General features: G+C 73.9%; 15 protein-coding genes. 12 read left to right on the top strand and 3 right to left on the bottom strand.

Going from position 1 to position 15,984, the window contains the following annotated elements:
• From OGL89_RS11555 to dxr, 4 genes are all read left to right on the top strand, one after another.
• Positions 1-769: phosphatidate cytidylyltransferase (locus tag OGL89_RS11555; RefSeq protein WP_263120288.1), on the top strand; the 769-nt coding region annotated here is incomplete at its 5' end.
• A 47-nt stretch (positions 770-816) separates the two neighbouring features.
• Positions 817-1,941, top strand: coding sequence for a 23S rRNA (adenine(2503)-C(2))-methyltransferase RlmN (rlmN, locus tag OGL89_RS11560; RefSeq protein WP_263120289.1), 1,125 nt, complete (start codon positions 817-819; stop codon positions 1,939-1,941).
• Between the two features lie 2 nt (positions 1,942-1,943).
• Positions 1,944-2,501 (top strand): DivIVA domain-containing protein, encoded by a 558-nt coding sequence (locus OGL89_RS11565; protein WP_263120290.1) that lies wholly within the window; start codon positions 1,944-1,946, stop codon positions 2,499-2,501.
• A 10-nt stretch (positions 2,502-2,511) separates the two neighbouring features.
• On the top strand, positions 2,512-3,702 hold the full coding sequence (gene dxr / locus OGL89_RS11570; protein ID WP_263120292.1) for a 1-deoxy-D-xylulose-5-phosphate reductoisomerase: 1,191 nt from the start codon (positions 2,512-2,514) through the stop codon (positions 3,700-3,702).
• 16 nt (positions 3,703-3,718) lie between these two features.
• On the opposite strand, the gene OGL89_RS11575 is transcribed toward dxr, so the two are convergent.
• The gene (locus OGL89_RS11575; protein WP_263120294.1) at positions 3,719-4,915 is read right to left on the bottom strand and encodes an FAD-dependent oxidoreductase; all 1,197 of its coding nucleotides are present in this window, start codon (positions 4,913-4,915) and stop codon (positions 3,719-3,721) included.
• A gap of 118 nt (positions 4,916-5,033) precedes the next feature.
• Here OGL89_RS11575 and OGL89_RS11580 point away from each other — a divergent pair, with 118 nt between their 5' ends.
• From OGL89_RS11580 to OGL89_RS11595, 4 genes are all read left to right on the top strand, one after another.
• A complete protein-coding gene (locus OGL89_RS11580; RefSeq protein WP_263120296.1) occupies positions 5,034-6,161 on the top strand; it encodes a GGDEF domain-containing protein in 1,128 nt (375 codons plus the stop codon).
• Positions 6,162-6,227: 66 nt separating this feature from the next.
• On the top strand, positions 6,228-7,541 hold the full coding sequence (locus OGL89_RS11585) for a site-2 protease family protein (RefSeq protein WP_263120298.1): 1,314 nt from the start codon (positions 6,228-6,230) through the stop codon (positions 7,539-7,541).
• Between the two features lie 65 nt (positions 7,542-7,606).
• On the top strand, positions 7,607-8,737 hold the full coding sequence (ispG, locus tag OGL89_RS11590; RefSeq protein ID WP_263120327.1) for a flavodoxin-dependent (E)-4-hydroxy-3-methylbut-2-enyl-diphosphate synthase: 1,131 nt from the start codon (positions 7,607-7,609) through the stop codon (positions 8,735-8,737).
• Positions 8,734-9,654, top strand: a complete 921-nt coding sequence (locus OGL89_RS11595; protein ID WP_263120299.1) for a DUF4081 domain-containing GNAT family N-acetyltransferase — start codon at positions 8,734-8,736, stop codon at positions 9,652-9,654. The genes ispG and OGL89_RS11595 overlap by 4 nt, the downstream gene beginning before the upstream one ends.
• On the opposite strand, the gene OGL89_RS11600 is transcribed toward OGL89_RS11595, so the two are convergent.
• Complete coding sequence (locus OGL89_RS11600; protein ID WP_263120301.1) at positions 9,651-10,526, bottom strand: DNA-formamidopyrimidine glycosylase family protein; 876 nt, start codon at positions 10,524-10,526, stop codon at positions 9,651-9,653. The genes OGL89_RS11595 and OGL89_RS11600 overlap by 4 nt on opposite strands.
• A 292-nt stretch (positions 10,527-10,818) precedes the next feature.
• On the opposite strand from OGL89_RS11600, the gene OGL89_RS11605 reads away from it, so the two are divergent.
• Positions 10,819-12,627: a proline--tRNA ligase gene (locus tag OGL89_RS11605; protein ID WP_263120303.1), complete on the top strand. Its 1,809-nt coding sequence runs from the start codon at positions 10,819-10,821 to the stop codon at positions 12,625-12,627.
• Positions 12,628-12,686: 59 nt separating this feature from the next.
• Here OGL89_RS11605 and OGL89_RS11610 read toward each other — a convergent pair whose 3' ends face one another.
• Positions 12,687-13,727 (bottom strand): ferritin-like domain-containing protein, encoded by a 1,041-nt coding sequence (locus tag OGL89_RS11610; RefSeq protein ID WP_263120304.1) that lies wholly within the window; start codon positions 13,725-13,727, stop codon positions 12,687-12,689.
• Between the two features lie 169 nt (positions 13,728-13,896).
• Here OGL89_RS11610 and OGL89_RS11615 point away from each other — a divergent pair, with 169 nt between their 5' ends.
• Genes OGL89_RS11615 through OGL89_RS11625 form a run of 3 tightly spaced genes read left to right on the top strand, consistent with a single transcriptional unit; the run spans position 13,897 to position 15,864 of the window.
• Positions 13,897-14,427, top strand: coding sequence for a ribosome maturation factor RimP (locus tag OGL89_RS11615; protein ID WP_263120306.1), 531 nt, complete (start codon positions 13,897-13,899; stop codon positions 14,425-14,427).
• A 1-nt stretch (position 14,428) separates the two neighbouring features.
• Positions 14,429-15,529: a transcription termination factor NusA gene (gene nusA, locus OGL89_RS11620; RefSeq protein WP_263120308.1), complete on the top strand. Its 1,101-nt coding sequence runs from the start codon at positions 14,429-14,431 to the stop codon at positions 15,527-15,529.
• Between the two features lie 35 nt (positions 15,530-15,564).
• Positions 15,565-15,864 (top strand): YlxR family protein, encoded by a 300-nt coding sequence (locus OGL89_RS11625; RefSeq protein ID WP_263120328.1) that lies wholly within the window; start codon positions 15,565-15,567, stop codon positions 15,862-15,864.
• Positions 15,865-15,984: the final 120 nt, after the last annotated feature.

Here is a 15,984-nt window from a genome sequence, read left to right on the forward strand (position 1 = left end):
CCTGCTCGTCGTCGTCGCGGCCTCGTTGATCTTCCGCAAGGAGCTCTTCGGGGCGGTGGCGGTGATCGCGGTGGGCGTCGGGATCTGGGAGCTGGCCCAGGCCTTCGGCCGGCGCGGGGTGCACATCCCGCTGCTGCCGCTGCTGGTCGGGGACATCGGCATCCTGGTCTCCGCCTACGTGGCCGGTCCGGAGGCGCTGTTCGTCGCCTTCGTGCTGACCGTGGGCGGGCTGGTGATCTGGCGGGTCCTGGACGGGTCGGGCCCGGCCGCGCTGCGGGACGCCACCTCCGGGACGCTGGCGGCCGCCTACCTGCCCCTGATGGGCGGGTTCGTCATGCTGATGCTGGCGGCGGAGGACGGCGCGGCGCGGGTCGCGCTGTTCGTGCTGCTCTGCGTCGCGAACGACACCGGCGGATACGTCGTCGGCGTGCTGATCGGGCGGCATCCGCTGGCACCCGCCGTGAGTCCCAAGAAGACCTGGGAAGGTTTGGCGGGGTCCCTGGTGTTGGCCTGTGTGGTCGGGGTGCTCGGTGTGCACCTCATGTTCGACGGGGACCCTGCGGTCGGTGCGCTGCTCGGGGTCGCGGCGGTGGCGGTGGCCACCCTGGGCGATCTCGCGGAGTCGTTGCTGAAGCGGGACCTCGAGCTCAAGGACATGGGCAGTGTGCTCCCCGGCCATGGTGGTGTGCTGGACCGGATCGACTCGCTGCTGCTCGCCGCCCCCGTGATCTACCTGCTGCTGCACGCGCTGCAGCCGGTCGCGGCCTGACCGCGCACCCGCCCCCGCACCTCGCCGACAACTCGCCGGAGCCTCGCATGACCACGACCCCCGTCGCCCTCAACCTGTCCACCCCCGCCCGGGGTGCCCGCGGCAAGCCGCCGAAGCACTTCGCCGACCTCACGCCGGCCGAGCGGGTGGCGAAGGTCGTCGAGCTCGGGGAGAAGCCGCTGCGCGCCAAGCAGCTGGCGACGCACTACTTCAGCCACCTCACCTCCGATCCGTCGGCGATGACCGACCTGCCCGCGTCGAGCCGTGACGCGCTGGTCGAGGCGATGTTCCCGGAGCTGCTCACCCCGGCGCGCACGCTGCGCGCGGACGGCGGCACCACGGTCAAGACGCTCTGGCACCTGTTCGACGGCGCCAAGGTCGAGTCGGTGCTGATGCGCTACGCCAACCGCTCGACGCTCTGCGTGTCCTCCCAGGCCGGCTGCGGCATGGCGTGTCCGTTCTGCGCCACCGGCCAGCTGGGCCTGACCCGGAACCTGTCCCCGGCCGAGATCATCGAGCAGGTGCGCTCCGCCGCCCGCTCGCTGGCCGCCGGTGAGGTGCCCGGCGGTGACACCCGGCTGTCGAACGTGGTGTTCATGGGCATGGGCGAGCCGCTGGCCAACTACAAGACCGTGATGGCGACCGTGCGCGCGCTGACCGCCCCGACGCCCGAGGGCTTCGGGATGAGCGCCCGCAACATCACCGTGTCGACGGTGGGGCTCGCCCCGGCGATGGACCGGCTGGCCGCGGAGGGCATCCCGGTGACCCTGGCGCTGTCCCTGCACGCGCCGGACGACGAGCTGCGCTCCGAGCTGGTGCCGATGAACGAGAAGTTCTCGGTGAAGCAGGTCCTCGACTCCGCCCGCCGGTACTTCGAGGCCACCGGTCGCCGGGTGTCGATCGAGTACGCGCTGATGCGGGACATCAACGACCAGGCCTGGCGCGCCGACCTGCTCGGCACCGAGCTGAACCGGCGCGGCCGCGGGTGGGTGCACTGCAACCCGATCCCGCTGAATCCGACCCCGGGTTCGAAGTGGACGGCGAGCGATCCTGCGGTCGAGGCCGAGTTCGTGGCACGCTTGCGCGCACACGGCATCCCGACCACGGTGCGGGACACCCGGGGCAGCGACATCGACGGCGCCTGCGGTCAGCTGGCGGCTGAGGAGGACTGAGAATGAGCGACGGGGTCATGTTCCGGACGGTGGCCGGTCTGAAGACCGGGTACCACACGGAGGAGGTCGACGACTTCTTCGCTCACGCCCGGACCGTCTACGAGCAGGGCCCCGCCGGTGCGCTGACCGGCAAGGACGTCCGGACCGTCGCCTTCGACCTGGTGCGGCACGGCTACTCCACCACGGCGGTCGACGCGGCGCTGGACCGGCTGGAGGCGGCGTTCGTCGCCCGCTCGCGTGCGGACTTCATCAACGAGCGCGGCCGCCAGGCCTGGCTGGAGCACCTGGCCGACCAGGCCCGCACGCTCTACGGCCGGCTGACCCGACCCGACGGGGAGCGGTTCGCCGCCCCGGCCGGTCGCAAGCCGGGCTACGACGCCGAGCAGGTGGACGCGGTGTGCCACCGGCTGATCGCCTACTTCGACCGGAACGAGCCGCTGGCCGCGCAGGAGCTGCGCACCACGGTCTTCGCCCGGGCCAAGGGCGCGCACGCCTACGCCGAGGGACCGGTCGACGCGTTCCTCGAGCGCGCGGTCGACGTGCTGCTCGCCGCTGAGTGAGCCCCGCGGGATGACCGCCCGTCGTGACGTCGTCCTGCTCGGCTCCACCGGATCGATCGGGCGTCAGGCCGAGGACGTGGTGCTGCGTGCGCCCGATCGTTTCCGGGTGACCGGGATCGCCGCGGGTGGTGCGGACCCGGACGCCGTGGCCGCCCAGGCGGTCCGGTTGGGGGCGACCGCGGTGGCCGTGGCAGATCCCGCCGCGGCCGGCACGGTCTTCGCCGCGTACACCCGGCACGCCGCCGAGGCCGGGCTGCGACAGGCCGGGATCGAGCTGCTGACCGGGCCGGAGGCCGCCGCGCAGCTGGCCGCCCGGCCGACGGACGTGGTGCTGAACGGCATCACCGGCGCGGTCGGACTCGGTGCGACCCTGGCGGCCCTCGGGGCGGGGAACACCCTCGCGCTGGCCAACAAGGAGTCCCTGGTGGTGGGCGGCGCCCTGGTGCGGGCGGCCCAGCAGCGGCCGGACCAGATCGTTCCGGTGGACTCCGAGCACTCCGCGATCGCCCAGGCGCTGCGGGGCGGGCGGCGGGACGAGGTCGCCCGCCTGGTGCTGACCGCTTCGGGCGGCCCGTTCCGGGGGCGCCGCGCGGCGGAACTGGCCGCGGTCACCCCGGAGCAGGCGCTCGCGCACCCGACCTGGCGGATGGGCCCGGTGGTGTCGATCAACTCGGCGACCCTGGTGAACAAGGGACTGGAGCTGATCGAGGCGCACTGGCTGTTCGACGTCCCGGCGGAGCGGATCGACGTCGTGGTGCATCCGCAGTCGGTGGTGCACTCGATGGTCGAGTTCACCGACGGGTCGACCCTGGTGCAGGCGTCCCCGCCGGACATGCGCCTGCCGATCGCGCTGGGTCTCGGCTGGCCGGACCGGGTGCCCGGCGCGGTGCCCGGCTGCGACTGGACCCGGGCCGCCGCCTGGACCTTCGAGCCGGTGGACGACGGAACCTTCCCCGCGGTCGAGCTGGCCCGGTCCGCGGTGGCGGCCTCCGCGACCCACCCGGCGGTGCTGAACGCGGCGAACGAGGTCGCGGTCGCGGCCTTCCTCGCGGGCGGCTGCGGCTTCCCGGCGATCGTGCAGACCGTCGAACGCGTGCTCGGCGAGCACGCCGACGCGGGTCGGCACACCACCCTGGACCAGGTCCTGGCCGCCCAGCAGTGGGCGCACGCCCGCGCCCAGGAGCTGCTCGGCCGCGCCTGACCCCCGCCGCGCGGGCTCAGTCCCAGCCGTGGGTACCGACTCGGGTGAGGGCGCTGTCGGAACCGGTCAGGAGGTCGGCGAGCACCCGGCCGGACAGATTGGCGGCCGCCACCGGCTCCGGGCCGTGACCACCGATCCAGGCCAGTCCGTCGGCGGCGACCCCGACCGGATGGGTGGCCGTGGCGGCCCGGGTCCAGGACCAGGTGTGGCTGATCGGCGCGGTCGCCAGATCCGGCAGCAGTGCGGCGAGCTCGCCCGCGAGCGCCCTGAGCGCCGGATCGCCCGGCCGGAACCGCCCCAGCAGCCCCGGCGCGGCGGTGGCACCGACCAGCACCAGACGGTCGTCCGCGGTGCGCACAGCCCGCAGGTCGGACCGCCCGGCCACGTGCAGGAGCTGCCCGCGGCGCAGCCCGACCCGCTCCCACACCCCGGGATCCACCGCGGAGGTGGCGATGGCGGTCTCGGCGACCGGGCGCGGCGACCAGCTGCCGCCGGGCACGGTCGCCGCCCCGGTGGCCTGCACGATCCGCTCCGCCCGGACGATGCCCTGATCGGTCACGACCGCGCCGGGGCTGATCCGCAGCGCCCGGGTGTGCTCGGCGATCCGGCCGCCCCGGGCGACCAGGGCCTCGGCGAGCCCGTGCAGCAGCAGCGTGGGCTGGGTGGTCGCGCAGTCGGGGGTGCTGAGCGCCCCGTGCCCACCGGCCAGCAGCAGGCGACGGGCCAGTGCCGAGCGGTCCAGCTCGCGGTCCTCCGCGGCGGGATCCACCGCGGCGCGGAGCCGGGTGAGCGCGCGGGGGTCCCGGGCGACCCGGATCGCGCCCCGGTACCGGAAGTCGCACGCGATCTGCTCGGCCGCCGCGGTGCCGCCGACCTCGACCACGGCGTCCCGGAGCAGCGCGGTGTCGAGGCCGTGAGGGCCGCCCCGGTGCACGGTGCCGCCGGACCAGGCGGAGCAGGCGCCCAGCCCGCGCCCGCTCGCCCCGTCGGCGATCGACCCGGCCTCGACCAGCACCAGGTCGAGGGCGGGGTCGGCGTCCAGCAGGGCCCACGCCGCCCACAGCCCGCCGGCGCCGCCGCCGATCACGACCACGTCGGCGGTGGTGTCGCCGTCCAGGGGGAGCGTGGGGGTCCGCCCCGGGGCGGTGTCGTGCCAGAGCACGGTGCGGCGGGGCGCGGTCTCGGAGCGCCAGGCCAGCGCGGGCAGGCTCATGCGCCCAGCATCGGCCGACGGCTGCCACGGGGCAACGGGGCGCGCGGGGGATGAAGTCCTGGGTGAAGTCGCCTTCCGGTGGGCGACGGTCGCAGGCGGCCGCAGGTACGGTGCCCGCATGAGCGCACCGCACCGTGAGGTGCCGATCGCGCGCCGTTCCGACGACCCCACCACCGGAGCGATCCGGCGCGTGCTGCTGGTGTGCCTGGCGGTGGGCCTGGTGTCGGTGCTGGTGGTCGCGGTGCTGCGCTGGTCCGACCTGATGGTGCGGTGGACGTCCCCGGTGCTCGTCGCCGTGATCACGGTCTTCGCGTGGCTGGTGCTGCGCCGGCCGTGGGCGGTGCTGCCGGTCTCCCGCCTGGTGCTGACCGGGTTGGACCTGGTCTGGCTCGCCATGCTCGCGGCGCGGCTGTCGACCCCGCCGGATCAGGGGGGCGGCTGGGACTCGCTGTTCCCCACCGTGTTCATGGGCCTGGCGCTGTTCACCGTGATCGGGTACCTGGTGTTCTCCACCCGGCAGGCCGGGGCGCACGCGGCCACGGTGGCGCTGGCGGTGCTGGCGGTCGGGACGATCGGGCTGACGAACGCACCGCGGGACACCGGACACGTGCTGGACCTGGTGCGCTACGGCATCTACCTCGGCGTGCTCGCGGCGATGCTGCACGTGCTGTCCCGGAGCAAGGAGCAGGCTGCCCGGGCGTTTCAGGCGGCCCGGACCGCCAACGCTGAGGCGGCCAGCATGCGGGAGATGGCCTACCGGGACCCGCTGACCGGGGCGGCGAACCGCCGGCGGCTGGAGGACGAGCTGGTGTTCCAGTCCCGGCTGGTCGACGCGGGGATGCCGGTGGCCCTGGTGTACCTGGACCTGGACCGGTTCAAGGAGGTCAACGACGATCACGGGCACGACACCGGGGACCGGGTGCTGGCGGCGGTGGCGGCAGTGCTGGAGCGGGGATTGCGCTCCGGGGACCTGGTGGCGCGGCTGGGCGGCGAGGAGTTCGTCGCGGTGGCGCCGGGGCTGGACGGGGCGGCCGCGGGGGCGATCGCGGACCGGTTGCGCCGCGCGCTGCCCGAGGCGGTGGACGCCCAGGTCGGGGTGCCGGTCACGGCGAGCATCGGGGTGACGATGCTCCGGCCGGGCGAGGGACCGCAGGAGGTCATGGCCCGGGCGGACGCCTTGATGTACCAGGCCAAACGGGCCGGCCGGAACCGGGTGGTGGCCGACATCGGGGTGGGCGATCACTGAACGTCCAGCGCGCATCCAGGAATCTGCGGCACGATGGTGCGGTTCCGGAGCGAGGATGGAGTGACGATGGCCTACACGATCGGTGTCGTGATCCTGGTCGTGGGCGTGCTGGTCTCCATCGCGCTGCACGAGGTCGGGCACATGGTGCCCGCCAAGAGGTTCGGCGTCCGGGTCAGCCAGTACATGGTCGGGTTCGGGCCCACCCTGTGGTCGCGGACCAAGGGCGAGACCGAGTACGGCGTGAAGGCGATCCCGCTCGGCGGCTACGTCCGGCTGATCGGGATGTACCCGACCCCGGAGGCGGTGGGGAACCCGCCGGTGCGCGGCTTCTTCAGCCGGATCTCCGCGGAGGCCCGGGAGGCGAGCGCCGAGGAGATCCGCCCGGGTGAGGACCACCGGGCGTTCTACCGGCTGTCCACCCCCAAGAAGCTGGTGGTGATGCTCGGCGGCCCGGTGATGAACCTGGTGATCGCCGTCGTGCTGCTCGGCGTGGTCTACGTCGGCATCGGCACCCCGCAGTCCTCCACCACGCTGGCCTCGGTCAACGAGTGCGTGCTCCCGGCCGGCTCCACCGCGACGGCCTGCTCCGACGACGACGTGCAGGCGCCCGGTGCCGCGGCGGGGCTGCAGCCGGGGGACACGATCGTGTCCTACGACGGCCAGGCGATCGACTCCTGGAACCAGGTGTCCCAGCTGATCCGCGGCGACGCGGGACAGACCGTGCCGATCGTGGTCGAGCGCGACGGGCAGCAGCTGACCCTGGAGCTGACCCCGGTCGCCGCCGAGCGTCCGGAGGTGGACGCCGACGGTCAGGCCGTCACCGACGCGAACGGCGACGCGGTCACCTCGGAGGTGGGCTTCGTCGGGATCGGCCCCGGCACCGAACTGGTCCGGCAGCCGGTGTCCGAGGCGTTGACGGTGACCGCCCAGGCCACCTGGCAGACCGCTCAGGCGGTGCTGCAGCTGCCGGTGACGGTGTTCGACACGGTGACCTCGGCGTTCAGCGGGGGTGAGCGGGATGCGAACGGTGTGATCAGCCTGGTGGGAGTCGGGCAGATCGCCGGGCAGATCGGTTCCTCGGACGCGGTCGGCTTCGGCATCGCCGAGCGGATCGCCAGCATGCTGTCCCTGCTGGCCTCGCTGAACCTGGCGCTCTTCGTCTTCAACCTGATTCCGCTGGTGCCGCTGGACGGCGGCCACGTCGCCGCGGCGCTCTGGGAGGGGATCAAGCGCCAGTTCGCCCGGCTGCGCCGACTGCCCCGGCCCCGGCCGGCCGACGCCGCACGGCTGCAGCCGCTCGCGCTCGGGGTGTTCGTGCTGCTCGGCGGCATGAGCCTGGTCCTGATGCTGGCCGACATCGTCAACCCGGTCACCGGCTGATCCCGAGGTGCGGGCCCGGACCACGGTGCGATGATGACTCGGTGACCACGCCGATCGCCCTGGGGATGCCCGAAGCGCCACCCCCGGTGCTGGCCCCGCGCCGCCCCACCAGGAAGATCCGGGTGGGATCGGTGGAGGTCGGCGGTGACGCGCCGGTCAGCGTCCAGTCGATGACCACCACGGTGACCGCGGACGTGAACGCCACCCTGCAGCAGATCGCCGAGCTGACCGCCGCGGGCTGCGACATCGTCCGGGTGGCGGTGCCCACCCAGGACGACGCCGACGCGCTGCCGGCCATTGCGCGCAAGTCGCAGATCCCGGTCGTCGCGGACATCCACTTCCAGCCCCGGTACGTCTACGCGGCGATCGACGCGGGCTGCGCCGCGGTGCGGGTCAACCCGGGCAACATCCGCAAGTTCGACGACCAGGTGCGCCAGATCGCACGGGCTGCCGAACAGGCCGACGTGTCGCTGCGGATCGGCGTGAACGCGGGTTCCCTCGATCCTCGGCTGCTCGCGAAGTACGGCAAGGCCACCCCGGAGGCGCTGGTCGAGTCCGCGGTCTGGGAGGCCTCGCTGTTCGAGGAGCACGACTTCCACGACTTCAAGATCTCGGTCAAGCACCACGATCCGGTGGTCACGGTGCGGGCCTACGAGCTGCTGTCCGAGCGGGGGGACTGGCCGTTGCACCTCGGCGTGACCGAGGCCGGCCCGGCGTTCCAGGGCACGATCAAGTCCGCCACCGCGTTCGGCGCACTGCTGAGCCAGGGGATCGGCGACACCATCCGGGTGTCGCTGTCCGCGCCGCCGGTGGAGGAGGTCAAGGTCGGCATCCAGATCCTCCAGTCGCTGAACCTGCGGCCGCGCAAGCTGGAGATCGTCTCCTGCCCGTCCTGCGGCCGGGCCCAGGTGGACGTGTACGACCTGGCCGAGCGGGTGACCGCCGGACTGGAGGGGCTGACCGTCCCGCTGAGGGTGGCGGTGATGGGGTGCGTGGTGAACGGACCGGGGGAGGCCCGGGAGGCCGATCTCGGGGTGGCCTCCGGGAACGGCAAGGGCCAGATCTTCGTCAAGGGCGAGGTGGTCCGCACGGTCCCCGAGGCGCTGATCGTGGAGACGCTGATCGACGAGGCGATGCGGATCGCCGACGGCATGGAGCAGATGGAGGGCGCCGCCCCGGTGGTGCAGGTCTCATGAGGAACCTGGTGACGGCAGCGGGGACGGGGGTCCGGAGCGGACCGGGCACCGGCCGGGTGCTCGGCGACCAGGACCTGCCCGCGGCGCTCGCGGTGTGCGCACTGGACCCGGTGGCGTCCGTGCTCGCCACGGTCCGGTTGGAGCAGGCCGCCCGGATCGGACTGCACCGCACCGGCGGGCACCTGTGGGGCTACGAGGTCGACGGCCTGCTCGTCGCGATCTGCTGGTCCGGGGCGAACCTGGTCCCGGTGATCCCGTCCCTGCCCGACGTGGACCCCGCGCGCGGCGCGGAGATCGTCGAGCACGCCGTGGAGGCCTTCGGCGCCTTCGGCCGTGCGCAGGGGCGCCGCTGCTCGTCGATCGTGGGGGAGGCCCCGGCCGCCCTGGGCCTGTGGGACCGGTTGCGACCCGCCTGGGGCCGGGTCCGGGAGGTCCGGGACGACCAGCCGTCGATGGTGCTCGACCACGAGCCCGCGGTCGCCGCGGACCCGGAGGTGCGGCTGAGCCGTGCGGAGGAGTTCGACGCCCTGCTGCCCGCCTGCGTGCAGATGTTCACCGAGGAGGTCGGCTACTCCCCGCTGGCCGGGTCCGGCGGCGCCTACGAGGCCCGGGTGCACGGTCTGATCCGGGACCGGCGGTCCTACGTCCGGACGGACGCCTCCGGACGGGTGGTCTTCAAGGCCGAGCTGGGTGCGGTCGCCGGTGGGGTGGCCCAGGTGCAGGGGGTCTGGGTGCGACCGGACCGCCGGGGCGAGGGGCTGTCCGAGTCCGGGATGGCGGCCGTGGTCGCGCAGACCCGGCAGCAGGTGGCCCCGGTGGTGTCGCTCTACGCCAACGGCTACAACGCCCGGGCGCTGGCGGCCTACCGGACCGTCGGGTTCCGGCAGGTGGGCACGTTCGCCACGGTCCTGTTCTAACGCAGCAACCGCGACATCCGCCGGTCCGCGAGCGGCTTGCCCCCGGTCTGGCAGGTCGGGCAGTACTGCAGCGACGAGTCCGCGAACGACACCTCGTGCACCGTGTCCCCGCACGGCACGCCGTCCCAGCCCGGGCACGGCTCCCCGGTCCGCCCGTGCACCCGCATCCCTCGCCGCTTGGCGTCCTTGAGCTCGGCCGCCGGGCGTCCGGCGGAGGCCTCGACCGCCTCGGTCAGGACCGACAGCACCGCCGCGTGCAGCCGGGCGACCTGTTCCGGGTCGAGCGAGCGGGTGAGCGCGAACGGGCTGGTCCGGGCGACCAGCAGGATCTCGTCCGAGTAGGCGTTCCCGATCCCGGCGATCAGGTGCTGGTCGCGCAGCACCCCCTTGACCTGCTGGTTCTTGGCGGCGAGCAGGGAGGCGAACCGGTCGACGGTGAACTCCGGCGCCAGCGGCTCGACACCGAGGGAGGAGACCTGGGGCACCTGGTCCGGGTCGGTCACCAGGTGGACCGCGAGTCGTTTGCGGGTGCCCGCCTCGGTCAGGTCGAAGCCGGACCCGTCGTCGAGCCGGACCCGCAGGGCGAGCGGCGAGCGCCCCGGCCGGACCGGTGTGGCGGGCAGCGCGTCGGACCACCGCAGCCAGCCCGCGCGGGCCAGGTGGAACACCAGGTGCAGGTCGCCGACCGTCAGGTCCAGCCACTTGCCGTGCCGCGTCGCGCCGGAGACCCGGGCACCCACCAGCGCGTCCGGCGGCGGGGCGAAGGTCTTCAGCGCGCTGATCGCCCCGACCTCGACCGCGACGACCGCGCGGTCCGCGGTGCGGTCGTCGAGGAAGCGGGCGAGGGACTCCACCTCGGGCAGCTCGGGCATGGACCCATGGTGGCGCAGACACCCTGTCATGGGCGCGATTTCCGAGTCACAGCCGCCATGACTTAGGCTCGGCGGTGCACCCCGGTCACGGGGCGCACCCCACAGCAGGGGCCGGTCCTCGACCGGTGTGGGGGAGCGACGATCCGGCGCTCGCGCCGGTTCGGTCGTGAGGGGACGTCCGGCCGGGAAGCACAGGGGACCGGCCGGGCGCTCCCTCGCCGATCGCGCGGCGGATCCGACCCGCGACCGAGGGCTCGCGAGGGACACCCCGGGCCGCACTAGGCTGCTGCCCATGCTGCTACGCCTGTCCACGCTCTTCCTCCGCACGCTGCGTGAGGACCCCGCCGACGCCGAGGTGGCCAGCCACAAGCTGCTCATCCGCGCGGGATACATCCGCCGTGCCGCCCCGGGGATCTACACCTGGCTGCCGCTGGGTCTGCGGGTGCTGGCCAAGGTGGAGCAGGTGGTCCGCGAGGAGATGGACGCGGCGGGTGCGCAGGAGGTGCACTTCCCGGCGCTGCTGCCCCGGGAGCCCTACGAGGCGACCGGCCGCTGGACCGAGTACGGCCCGAACCTGTTCCGGCTCAAGGACCGCCGCGAAGTGGACTACCTGCTGGCGCCCACCCACGAGGAGATGTTCACCCTCCTGGTCAAGGACCTGTACTCGTCCTACAAGGAGCTGCCGCTGGCGCTCTACCAGATCCAGACCAAGTACCGCGACGAGGCCCGTCCGCGCGCCGGCCTGATCCGGGGCCGCGAGTTCATCATGAAGGACGCCTACTCCTTCGACCTGGACGACGAGGGCCTGGAGGCGTCCTACCAGCGTCAGCGGGCCGCCTACCAGCGGATCTTCGACCGGCTGGGCCTGGAGTACGTGATCGTGGCGGCGACCTCCGGCGCGATGGGCGGCTCCCGGTCCGAGGAGTTCCTCACCCCGACGGCGATCGGCGAGGACACCTTCGTGCGGTCGCCCGGCGGCTACGCGGCGAACGTGGAGGCCGTCACCACGGTGGCCCCGCCCGCCCTGGACTTCGCCGACGCCCCGGCCGCGCACGTCGAGGACACCCCGGACACCCCGACCATCGAGTCGCTGGTCGCGGTGGCCAACGCCGCCCACCCGCGTCCCGACCGGGCCTGGACCGCGGCCGACACCCTGAAGAACGTGGTGCTGGCGCTGGTGCACCCCACCGGCGAGCGCGAGCTCCTGGTCGTCGGCCTGCCCGGTGACCGCGAGGTCGACCTCAAGCGGCTGGAGGCCAACGTCTCCCCGGCCGAGGTGGAGACCGCGGTCGAGGCCGACTTCGCCGCGCACCCCGAGCTGGTGAAGGGCTACATCGGCCCGGGGGTGCTCGGCCCGAACCTGGACGGCACGGCCGTCGGCGACGAGGGCCGCACCGCGGTGCGCTACCTGCTGGACCCGCGCGTGGTCACCGGCACCCGGTGGATCACCGGCGCCGACCAGCCCGGTCGGCACGTCTTCGACCTGGTGGCGGGCCGGGACTTCACCGCGGACGGCACCGTCGAGGCCGCCGAGGTGCGGGCCGGTGACGAGGCCCCGGACGGCTCCGGTCCGCTGGAGCTGGCCCGCGGCATCGAGATCGGCCACATCTTCGCGCTGGGCCGCAAGTACGCCCAGGCGCTCGGCCTGACCGTCCTGGACCAGAACGGCAAGTCCCAGGTGGTCACGATGGGCTCCTACGGCATCGGGGTGACCCGGGTGCTGGCGTCGCTGGCCGAGGCGAACCACGACGCCAAGGGTCTGGCATGGCCGGCCAAGGTCGCGCCCGCCCAGGTGCACGTGGTCGCGACCGGCAAGGACCCGGCCGTGTTCGAGGCGGCCGAGGCCCTCGCCGGCACCCTGGACGCCCGTGGCATCGAGGTGCTGTACGACGACCGGCCGAAGGTCTCGCCGGGTGTGAAGTTCGCCGACGCGGAGCTGCTGGGCGTCCCGCTGGTGGTCGTGGTCGGCCGGGGTCTGGCGGACGGCCTGGTCGAGGTCCGCCCCCGGGTGGTCACCGCCGACGGCCCGCAGTCCGAGCAGGTCCCGGTGGACCAGGCCGCCGATCGGGTGGCCGAGCTGGTGGACGGCCTGCTGGCCTGATCGTCCCGCGTGAACGGCCCGGTCGGGGACTCCTCGGCCGGGCCGTCGCGCGCGCGGGGTCAGGAGGTGGCGGTCAGCCCGTCCATCCCCGGGAACGCGGTGGCCGTCCCGCCCCAGCCGAGCAGATCCACGGCCGCGGTGCGCAGCCGGTCGACCAGCACGGTGCGGTCGGTCGAGTCGGCCCCGCTGGCCAGGACGGCGTCGGCGTGGACGTCGGTGAGCTGTCGCTCCAGGCCGGCGCAGAAGGTGCGCACCGCGTCGGTGTCGGCGGGGGTGCCGCCCAGCGCGTACGTCACCCGGCGCGGATCCTGGGAGGTGCCCGAGATCCCGGCCTGCTGCGCCCAGTCCTCCGCGCGGGCCCGGTGCGACCGGGCGGCCGCGAGCGCGTCGGCACGGGCGTCGCCGGACAGCCGGGACGCGGCGACCTCGTAGCCGAAGCCGGCCTGGTCCTCGGCGGCGGTGAGTGCGCTCAGCGTGGTGGTGTCCAGCCCGGCGGGCGCGCTGGTGGCGGCGCCGTCGCCCGACCCGGAGCCGTCGCCGTCGGTCGCCGTCGGCTCGGATCCGGGGTCCGCGGCGGGTTCCGCGGTGAGCGCCGGGACCTCGGTGCCGAGCACCCCGGCCAGCTGCACGGCCTGCTGCGCCCGGGCGGCCGCGATCACGGCGAGCAGCCGGGCCATCTGCGGGTCGGTGGCGGACAGGGCGTCCGACCGGGCACGGACCGCGGTGCTGCCCAACAGGGTGAGCAGCTCGTCGGTCCCGGACAACGCGGTCGTCGAGGCCGACGGAGACGGGGTCGGATCCGGCAGCCCGGACTCGTACACCCCGCCCAGCTGCTCGGCCTGGCCGGTCGCGGCGTCGTGCACCAGGGTCAGGACGGTGGTGACGGCCGGATCCGCGTCGGGCAGCAGCTGCCCGGCTCCGTCGGCCAGTGCCAGGGCGTCGTCCACCGAGGACGCCCGCAGAGTCTCCGCGGCGTCCGGCGACGGCTCGGTGGGCTCGGGTGTCTCCAGGCGCAGTCCGCAGCCGGACAAGGCCAGCACGACGACGGCGGCCAGCGCCGCGAGACGGTGGCGGGGACGGGGCGCGGACGTGGTGCTCATCACGCGCGATCCTGCCATGAACTGCACCGCCCTCCGGAGTCAGTAGGCTGGGGCCAGCAAGGGACGGTCCGCCGTGCCGACGCGACGCGCAAGGAATGACAACCACACAACGTCAGCTCTCGCCTCGCCGGTCGGTGTCCGTCCGAGGAAGCCGACTTCAGGAGGACTTATGTCCGCGCCGAGCAGCGAGATCCGCCAGCTCGTGGAACCCCTGGTGTCCGCCGCCGGTCTGTGGCTGGAGGACGTGGAGCTGGTGCGCGAGAGCGGACGCCACGTGCTGCGGGTCGTGGTCGACGCGCCGGAGGACGCCGACGACTCGGTGGACCTGGACGCGGTCGCCGCCGTCACCCGCTCGGTCGCCGACACGTTGGACGGTGTGGACCACCGCCTGCCGGAGCGGTACACCCTGGAGGTCTCGACCCGGGGCGCCACGGCGCCGTTGACCGCCCGCCGCCACTACACGCGTGCCATCGGGCGCCTGGTGGTGCTGGAGCTGGCCGAGGGCGACCCGCTGCGCGGGCGACTGGTCGGGGTGGAGCCGGAGGGCGACGCCGAGGCGACACTGGTCGTGACCCCGGAGACCCCCGGGGTGAAGGGTCGTCCGCCCAAGGTGGGCGAGCCGGTGCGCACGCCGTTGTCGGCGGTGCGCGCGGGTGTGGTCGAGGTGGAGCTGCGCGGCGGCAAGGACGAGGAGGACTGAGATGGACATCGACATGCAGGCACTGCGGTTGATCGAGCGCGAGCGCGAGATCAGCCTGGACGTCCTGGTCTCCGCGATCGAGCAGGCGCTGCTCTCCGCGTACCACCGCACTCCGGACGCCTACCCGGACGCCCGGGTGGAGCTGGACCGCCGGTCCGGTCATGTGACGGTGTGGGCCCGCGAGCGGATCACCGTCGCGGCCGCCGAGCCGGCCGGGACCCCGGACGACGACGACACCGCGAGCGGCGACCGCGACTTCACCGCCGCCCCGCCGCGCACCGAGCTGGGCCCGGAGTTCGAGCACACCCCGTCCGGCTTCGGCCGGATCGCCACCGCCACCGCCCGTCAGGTGATCGTGCAGCGGCTGCGCGACGCCGAGGACGACCAGGTGCTGGGCCAGTTCCGCGACAAGCAGGGCGAGGTGCTCTCGGGCGTCATCCAGCAGGGTCGCGACCCGCGGGTGGTGCTGGTGGACGTCGGCGGCACCGAGGCCGTGCTGCCCCAGCACGAGCAGGTCCCCGGCGAGGAGTACACCCACGGCGCCCGGATCCGGGCCTACGTGCTGGACGTGTCCCGTGGTCCCAAGGGCCCCCAGATCACGCTGTCCCGCACCCACCCGAACCTGGTGCGCAAGCTGTTCGAGCTGGAGGTGCCGGAGATCGCCGAGGGCAGCGTCGAGATCACCGCGCTGGCCCGCGAGTCCGGGCACCGCACCAAGATGGCCGTGCGCTCGCACGTCCAGGGTCTGGGCGCCAAGGGTGCCTGCATCGGCCCGATGGGCGCCCGGGTCCGCGCGGTGATGGCCGAGCTCCAGGGCGAGAAGATCGACATCGTCGACCACTCGGACGACCCGGGGGAGATGGTGGCGCACGCGCTGTCGCCGGCCCGCGTGGTCTCCGTCACGGTGGTGGACCCGGACACCCGGGCCGCGCGGGTGGTCGTGCCGGACTACCAGCTGTCGCTGGCCATCGGCAAGGAGGGCCAGAACGCCCGCCTCGCCGCGAAGCTCACCGGCTGGCGGATCGACATCCGGTCCGACGCCGCGTCGGCTCCGGAGGCGTCCGGGCGGCCCGTCGCGGAGGCCGACGGTCATCGCCGTTGACCACGCGCGCTAGACTGGCAGCGGCTGGGCAGGTCATGCCCGACATCCCCCGTGCGCGCGGCAGGTCGAATCCTGTCCGTACCTGCGTGGGATGCCGGCGGACCGGCCCGAGGTCGGCCCTGACGCGGGTCGTCGCCACGGCCGCCACGCCCGAGGGTTCGGACCCCCGGGAGCTGGTGGTGGACGTGACGCGGTCGCTGCCGGGCCGGGGGGCGTGGCTACACCCCGAACCTCTCTGCCTCGAACTCGCCGAGCGCCGTCGTGCGTTTCCCCGAGCCCTGCGGATCGCAGGACCGGTGGACACGACCGCGGTGCACCGGCACCTCGGGGCCTGAGGAGAACCGGCCGCCGGAACCTCCGGTGGCCTTGAGCACCGTCGACATGGGAAGCGGGTCGAGAGCCGATGGCTGCCCGATGAGCACCTACCGATGAGTACCCAGCGATGAGTACCCAGC

Origin of the sequence: Cellulomonas sp. RIT-PI-Y (assembly GCF_025642745.1) — a bacterium.
GTDB lineage: Bacteria > Actinomycetota > Actinomycetes > Actinomycetales > Cellulomonadaceae > Cellulomonas.